This window comes from Mycobacterium sp., assembly GCF_049280035.1.
Lineage (GTDB): Bacteria > Actinomycetota > Actinomycetes > Mycobacteriales > Mycobacteriaceae > Mycobacterium.
This window is the reverse complement of sequence record NZ_JBAPPI010000811.1, coordinates 1-7,007: the sequence shown is the minus strand read 5'-3', so window position 1 is coordinate 7,007 and position 7,007 is coordinate 1. Positions and strand designations below refer to the sequence as shown.

At 66.2% G+C, this 7,007-nt stretch carries 8 protein-coding genes and 1 pseudogene; all 9 read left to right on the top strand.

What is annotated here, in order from left to right; all coding sequences use genetic code 11:
- Positions 1-631 (top strand): annotated as a pseudogene (locus WAN71_RS26010) (hypothetical protein); the annotation flags it as partial.
- Positions 628-1,638, top strand: a complete 1,011-nt coding sequence (locus WAN71_RS26005; protein ID WP_422228080.1) for a hypothetical protein — start codon at positions 628-630, stop codon at positions 1,636-1,638. The pseudogene WAN71_RS26010 and the gene WAN71_RS26005, both read left to right, overlap by 4 nt.
- A 9-nt stretch (positions 1,639-1,647) precedes the next feature.
- Positions 1,648-2,490, top strand: coding sequence for a sugar phosphate isomerase/epimerase family protein (locus WAN71_RS26000; RefSeq protein WP_422228079.1), 843 nt, complete (start codon positions 1,648-1,650; stop codon positions 2,488-2,490).
- Positions 2,491-2,527: 37 nt separating this feature from the next.
- The gene (locus tag WAN71_RS25995; protein WP_422228078.1) at positions 2,528-3,388 is read left to right on the top strand and encodes a thioesterase family protein; all 861 of its coding nucleotides are present in this window, start codon (positions 2,528-2,530) and stop codon (positions 3,386-3,388) included.
- A gap of 120 nt (positions 3,389-3,508) precedes the next feature.
- A complete protein-coding gene (proC, locus tag WAN71_RS25990; protein ID WP_422228077.1) occupies positions 3,509-4,384 on the top strand; it encodes a pyrroline-5-carboxylate reductase in 876 nt (291 codons plus the stop codon).
- A 138-nt stretch (positions 4,385-4,522) separates the two neighbouring features.
- Positions 4,523-4,786, top strand: a complete 264-nt coding sequence (locus WAN71_RS25985; RefSeq protein ID WP_422228076.1) for a helix-turn-helix domain-containing protein — start codon at positions 4,523-4,525, stop codon at positions 4,784-4,786.
- Between the two features lie 217 nt (positions 4,787-5,003).
- The gene (locus WAN71_RS25980; RefSeq protein WP_003402602.1) at positions 5,004-5,105 is read left to right on the top strand and encodes a 30S ribosomal protein bS22; all 102 of its coding nucleotides are present in this window, start codon (positions 5,004-5,006) and stop codon (positions 5,103-5,105) included.
- A 144-nt stretch (positions 5,106-5,249) separates the two neighbouring features.
- Positions 5,250-6,308 carry an SDR family oxidoreductase gene (locus tag WAN71_RS25975; RefSeq protein ID WP_422228081.1) on the top strand — a complete coding sequence of 353 codons (1,059 nt, stop codon included), beginning with the start codon at positions 5,250-5,252 and terminating at the stop codon, positions 6,306-6,308.
- A 22-nt stretch (positions 6,309-6,330) separates the two neighbouring features.
- The coding region (locus WAN71_RS25970) for a 1-acyl-sn-glycerol-3-phosphate acyltransferase (RefSeq protein WP_422228075.1) at positions 6,331-7,007 on the top strand (677 nt) is incomplete at its 3' end.

The window sequence follows — 7,007 nt, the reverse complement described above, 5'->3', positions numbered from 1 at the left end:
GATCATCAACCTCGACATCGGCGGCGGCTCGCTGGAGTTGTCCAACGGCGTCGACGAGGAACCCGAAGTCGCTTTGTCGCTGCCGCTGGGCGCCGGCCGGCTCACCCGCGAATGGCTGAACGACGATCCACCCGGCCGGCGCCGGGTTGCAATGCTGCGCGACTGGCTGGACTCCGAACTCGGCGATGCCAGCGCCAAAATGCTTGAGGCCGGCAGCCCCGACCTTGCGGTAGCAACGTCGAAGACCTTCCGTTCGCTGGCGCGACTAACCGGGGCGGCGCCGTCGGCCGCCGGGCCGCGAGTCAAGCGCACACTCACGGCGAATGGCCTCAGACAACTCATATCTTTCATCTCTAGGATGACGACCGCTGACCGTGCGGAACTGGAAGGAGTGAGCGCCGAGCGAGCGCCGCAAATCGTGGCTGGAGCTCTGGTCGCAGAGGCGAGTATGCGAGCGCTGTCGATAGAAACAGTGGACATTTGTCCGTGGGCGCTACGAGAAGGTCTCATTTTGCGCAAACTCGATAGCGAAGCTGACGGAACCGCCCTCGTCGAGACTTCTGTGCGGGATGCTAAAAGCCAGCGAGTTGATCGGAATGCAGTTGACCGATCGAGAGGCAACACACGATGACCGGACAACACGACAACGCGAATACTCGACCCATCTCGGTTGCTGAGTTGTTGGCCAAGAACGGCACGATCGGCGCCCCGGTTTCCAATCGCCGTCGGCGTCGCCGCGGCAACTCCGACGCGGTGACCGTCGCCGAGCTGACCGGCGAAATCCCGGTCATCGACGAGGACATCGAACCCGAAGCGAGCAGCCAACCGGGTCCGGGATCGCGTGCCCACCGCGCCAACGGGTCTGCTCGGCTCGACGAGTTGGTTCCCGACGAGCCCGCCGAGAAGTCTGGCTACTGGTCCGAACCCGAGCCGCGTTGGCCGGAATCCCCGTCGCCTCGTCCCCGTGAATCACGGCCCGAGTCGCGTGAATCGCGCCTCGAGCGCAGCCCGTATCCGTTGCCGTCGCGCAACAACGTCCGGGTCGACACCGGCCGTTCCGGCGGCGATGAAGACCAGCCGGCGGACCGCTCCGGCGCCGAGGGGATGAACCCAGACCCGCTGGAGGACTACGCGGGGATATCGGTGGACGTGATGGACACCGACGTGCGGGACGCCGAACTCGCCAGCGAAGACTCGGCCTATGTGCGCTCATACCTGCGTTCGGCCGCCGGTCGGTCGGGCGGCAAGGGCGCCGGTGACCACATCGAATCGCGTCCTGACGCGGCCTACCGGGATGTCGCCGACATCGCCGACGAGGAGGACTACCCCGTCGACCTCGCCGCCGACCTCCACAATGAGGTCGCGTGGTCCCGGAGCGAAACCATGCGGGCCGGCGGAATGGTTGTCCTGCAGTCGATTCTGGCTGTTGGATTCGGCGCCGGGCTGTTCATCGCGTTCGACCAGCTGTGGCGGTGGAACAACATCGTGGCGCTGGTGCTTTCGGTCCTCGTCATTCTGGGCCTGGTGGTTGGCGTGCGGGTGGTCCGCAAAACCGAGGACATCGGCAGCACGTTGATCGCGGTGGCAGTGGGGGCGCTGGTCACGCTGGGGCCGTTAGCGTTGTTGCAATCCGGCTAGGCGCCCCGCGTGCGCCCAGCCATCAAGGTCGGTCTGTCGACGGCCTCGGTCTATCCGATGAAGACCGAGGCAGCTTTCGAGTACGCGGCCAATCTCGGCTACGACGGCGTCGAGCTGATGGTGTGGGGCGAGTCGGTCAGCCAGGACATCGACGCAGTGGCCAAGCTCTCGCGGCGTTACCGGATGCCGGTGCTGTCGGTGCACGCGCCGTGTCTGCTGATCTCGCAGCGGGTGTGGGGCGCCAACCCGGTTCCCAAGCTGGATCGCAGCGTGCGGGCCGCCGAGAAGCTAGGCGCCCAAACCGTCGTCGTGCATCCGCCGTTCCGCTGGCAGCGGCGCTACGTCGAGGGGTTCAGCGAGCAGGTCGCCAGCCTGGAGGCATCCAGCGACGTGCTGGTGGCCGTGGAGAACATGTTCCCGTTTAGGGCCGACCGGTTCTTTAGGGCTGAGCAGTTAAAAGAACGGATGCGCAGGCGCGGCGGCGGGCCCGGGCCTGGGATCTCGGCGTTCGCGCCGTCCTACGACCCGCTGGACGGCAACCACGCGCACTACACGCTGGACTTGTCGCACACCGCGACGGCGGGCACCGATGCGGTGGACATGGCGCAGCGGATGGGTTCGGGCCTGGTGCACTTGCACTTGTGCGACGGCACCGGGCTGCCGGCCGACGAGCACCTGGCGCCGGGCCGGGGTAACCAGCCGGTGGTCGAGGTGTGCGAGATGCTGGCCGGCGGTGATTTCGCCGGCCATGTCGTGCTGGAGGTGTCCACGTCCGGAGCGGGTTCAGTCCATGAGCGCGAGGCCATGCTGGCCGAGTCGTTGAAATTCGCCCGCACGCACCTGCTGCGCTGACAGGCCCGAAGAAACCAGAAGGAAACCGCACAAGTTCATGACCGCGTTATTCAGCAGCGCGATGGCGTTGCGTGAGGTCGGACCAGGTGTCTTTGCCGGCGAGTTGAACAAGCACTGGACCATCGGGCCCAAGGTGCATGGCGGGGCGATGCTGGCCTTGTGCGCCAACGCCGCCCGCACGGCTCATGGCGGGCCTTCACCCGGCGACGATGCGGGCCGTCCTGCGGCCCGAGGAGGAGCCGGGCAATCGAACTGGCAACCGGTCGCGGTCTCGGGCAGCTTCTTGTGGGCGCCCGATCCTGGTCCGATGCGGTTGATGACGTCGATCCGCAAGCGCGGGCGGCGGATCGGCGTCGTCGACGTGGAGCTCATCCAGGGTGATCGCGCCGCCGTGCACGCTGTGGTCACGCTCGGCGAGCCGGAGCATCACGCACCGCCGCTGCTGTCGGCCAATCCAGTGGTGGGCCTGATGGACCCCGAGCCACCCGACGACGTCGCGCCGATCGGTCCCGGCCACCCGCTGGCCGGACTGGTGCATCTGGCCGATGGATGCGATGTGCGGCCGCTGATCTCGACGCTGGGCCCCACCGACGGCCGGCCGCCGGTGATCCAGATGTGGGTACGGCCGCGCGGCCTGGCGCCCGACGTGCTGTTCGCGCTGATGTGCGGAGATGTGTCGGCGCCGGTGACTTTCACGGTGAACCGCACCGGCTGGGCGCCGACCGTGCAGCTCACCGCCTACCTGCGCGCACGGCCGGCGGACGGCTGGTTGCGGGTGGTATGCAGCTGCATGCAAATCGGGCAGGACTGGTTCGACGAGGACCACACAGTGGTCGACTGCGAGGGCCGCATCGTGGTGCAGGCCCGCCAGTTGGCGATGGTGCCCGCGGCACACTAGTTGCCGGCACGACCCATTTGTCGCCGGGCGACCCGCTGCACTCGGCTTCGCCGCGCTTGCGCTCGCCCGCTCCCCGCCTGCTGTCCCCGAAACCTGTCGCGGTCTGCCATGCTGTGCGGCATGGCGAGAATCGCAATCGTCGGCGGGGGCAGCATCGGCGAAGCCCTGCTATCGGGCTTGCTGCGGGCCGGGCGCCAAGTCAAGGACCTGGTGGTCGCCGAGCGGATGCCCGACCGCGCGCGATATCTCGCCGAGACGTATTCGGTGCTGGCGACGTCGGTGCGTGACGCGGTGGAAAACGCGACGTTTGTCATCATCGCGGTCAAACCCGCCGATGTCTCTTCGGTGGTCGCCGAGATGACCCAGCTGGCGGCCGAGTCCGGTGACGACGTCCCCGACCAGGTGTTGATCTCCGTCGTGGCCGGGGTCACCACGGCCTACCTGGAATCCAAGCTGCCGGCCGGCACGCCGGTGGTGCGGGTGATGCCCAACGCGCCGGCCTTGGTCGGCGCCGGGATCAGCGCCATGGCCAAGGGCCGGTTCGCGACCCCTGAGCAGCTCAAGGAGGTCGCTGCGCTGTTTGACTCGGTCGGCGCCGTGCTGACGGTTCCCGAGGAACACCTGGACGCGGTGACCGCGGTCTCCGGTTCTGGGCCGGCGTATTTCTTCTTGATGGTCGAGGCGTTGGTGGATGCCGCGGTCGGAGTCGGGTTGAGCCGCTCGGTGGCCACCGAGCTGGTCGCCCAGACGATGGCCGGGTCGGCGGCGATGTTGCTGGACCGAATGGAACAGGACCGCGGAGAACCCGGCGACAGGGCGTCGGATCTGTCCTTGGACACCACCGCGGCCAGGCTGCGTGCGGTTGTTACCTCGCCCGGCGGTACTACCGCGGCTGCGCTGCGGGAACTGGAAGGCCGCGGTTTGCGGGCCGCCGTCGACGAGGCGGTGCGGGCCGCAAAAACCCGCTCTGAGCAGCTAAGAATTACATCAGAGTAATTTATAGAATTTTATTTATTTGCCCCCACCCGTCGCAGTAACCCCACTAGTCCCGCTATTCTCCTCTTGGTATGCACCTGTCGGTGCCAGCGGAGGGGAAGCCGCTGGGACTGCCGGTGCCTGACTGATTGGGTTGCGATGACGTCTATCAACGGGCCATCGGGACGGGATTCGGCTGGCGGTAAGTCGGGACGAGATGCTGGTTCCGTAGACGGTCAGCCGCCCCGGACGCAATTCCTGACAGTGGCCGAAGTGGCAGCGCTGATGCGGGTCAGCAAGATGACCGTCTACCGGCTGGTTCACAACGGTGAGCTGCCTGCAGTCCGGGTCGGGCGATCCTTCCGCGTGCACGCCAAAGCCGTCAACGACTTGCTGGAGAGCTCCTACTTCGACGCCGGCTGACGCCGGGCAGTTGGACCGCGACACTTAACCCTCCGCGAGGACACGCCGATAGGTGTCGCAGTGGCTTAAGTCTCGCGGCCATCGGATGCTGCGCAACTGAGCCGTATCGATCCCCCGGTGCGTTTTGGCGTTCGATACGCCGTCTTGGGTAGAGTGTGCGGGTTATTGCACTTGCCCGGCCACGGCGGACTCGGGCCGCCACACAGATAGCGGAGTTATGGGTTCAGTAATCAAGAAGCGGCGCAAACGGATGTCGAAGAAGAAGCATCGCAAGCTGCTTCGCCGTACCCGGGTGCAGCGCAGAAAACTCGGAAAGTAACTCCCCCAACGGCTGCCGCGGCTCGCAGGCAATGCTGCGGCGCCCAGAGGTCGCTAGGCTAACAAGGTGGATGTGTCGGACGGTCAACCGGGAACCGGAACGGGCAACCGGACAAGTGGCACTGGCAGCAACACCACCGATTCCCTGCATTATCCGAAGGTCGTGCTGGTCACTGGTGCCTGCCGGTTTTTGGGCGGCTACCTGACCGCGCGGCTGGCGCAGAACCCATTGATCAACCGGGTCATCGCAGTGGATGCGGTTGCGCCCAGCAAGGACATGCTCCGTCGGATGGGCCGCGCCGAGTTCGTCCGCGCCGACATCCGCAACCCGTTTGTCGCCAAGGTGATTCGAAATGGCGATGTCGACACCGTGGTGCACGCCTCGGCGGCGTCGTTTGCGCCGCGGTCCGGTGGCGGGGCGGCGCTGAAGGAAATCAACGTGCTGGGCGCGATGCAGCTGTTCGCGGCCTGCCAGAAGGCGCCGTCGGTGCGTCGAGTGGTGCTCAAGTCGACCTCTGAGGTTTACGGGTCCAGTCCGCACGATCCGGTGATGTTCACCGAGGACAGCAGCAGCCGTCGTCCGTTCCGGGAGGGCTTTCCCAAAGACAGCCTGGACATCGAGGGTTACACCCGCGGGCTCGGGCGGCGTCGGCCCGATATCGCGGTCACGATACTGCGGTTGGCGAACATGATCGGTCCGGCAATGGAGACCACGCTGTCGCGATACCTGGCCGGGCCGCTGGTCCCGAAGGTGCTCGGCCGCGACGCACGGCTGCAGCTGCTGCACGAGCAGGACGCGCTGGGTGCTTTGGAGCGCGCCGTGATGGCCGGTAAGGCAGGAACCTTCAATATCGGCGGCAGCGGCGTCATCATGCTCTCGCAGGCGATCCGGCGGGCCGGCCGAATCTCGGTGCCGGTGCCCGGATTCGGGCTGTGGGCACTGGATTCACTGCGGCGAGCCAACCACTACACCGAGATCAACCGTGAGCAGCTCGACTACCTCAGCTACGGCCGGGTGATGGACACGACGAGGATGCGACGGGAGCTCGAATACCATCCCAAGTGGTCGACTGCAGAGGCTTTTGACGATTACGTACGCGGCCGAGGTTTAACTCCCATTATCGATCCGGAGTGGGTACGCTCAATTGAAGGTCGGGCCGTGGCAGCAGCGCAGCGCTTTGGTGGCCGAACCAAAATCAACTAAGGGGTGGGGGCAGGGTTAGTTAATGGCGGGCGATTCGAAGGCGAAAGTCATTCCGCTGCACTCGAATTCGAGCCGTGCAGCTGCGCAGCGGCGCGCCGGCCAACGTACCCAAACGTCTCGTCAGCACCCCTCACTGCTCTCCGAACCCGGTAGCCGCGCTTCGGCCGATCAGATCGCCGCCGTCGTCCGCGAGATCGATCAGCACCGGCGCGTCGCCGACGGCAAATCCGACGCCCACGACTCCGGCAACGAGCTCGCGCACAAGGTCACTGCCGTCGCCGAGTTCCTGCGGCACCGCCTTACCGGCGATTACCGCGTCGACGAGTTCGGGTTCGATCCGCATTTCAACGACGCGATCGTGCGGCCGTTGCTGAGGTTTTTCTTCAAGTCGTGGTTCCGGGTCGAGGTCAGCGGCGTCGAGAACTTGCCCGAGACCGGCGCGGCGTTGGTGGTGGCCAACCACGCCGGCGTGCTGCCGTTCGACGGGCTGATGGCATCGGTGGCGGTTCACGACGAGCACCCGGCCCATCGTGACCTGCGGCTGCTGGCCGCCGATATGGTGTTCGACCTGCCGATGATCGGCGAGGCTGCCCGCAGGGCCGGGCACACCATGGCATGCACCGCCGACGCTCATCGACTGCTGGCCTCCGGAGAATTGACCGCGGTGTTCCCGGAGGGATACAAGGGCCTGGGTAAGCG

Bases quoted from the DNA above. Each gene is read 5' to 3' on its own strand.
- WAN71_RS25995 (WP_422228078.1), top strand. From the start codon at position 2,528: ATGACCGCGTTATTCAGCAGCGCGATGGCGTTGCGTGAGGTCGGACCA.
- WAN71_RS26005 (WP_422228080.1), top strand. From the start codon at position 628: ATGACCGGACAACACGACAACGCGAATACTCGACCCATCTCGGTTGCT.
- WAN71_RS25985 (WP_422228076.1), top strand. From the start codon at position 4,523: ATGACGTCTATCAACGGGCCATCGGGACGGGATTCGGCTGGCGGTAAG.
- WAN71_RS25980 (WP_003402602.1), top strand. From the start codon at position 5,004: ATGGGTTCAGTAATCAAGAAGCGGCGCAAACGGATGTCGAAGAAGAAG.
- proC (WP_422228077.1), top strand. From the start codon at position 3,509: ATGGCGAGAATCGCAATCGTCGGCGGGGGCAGCATCGGCGAAGCCCTG.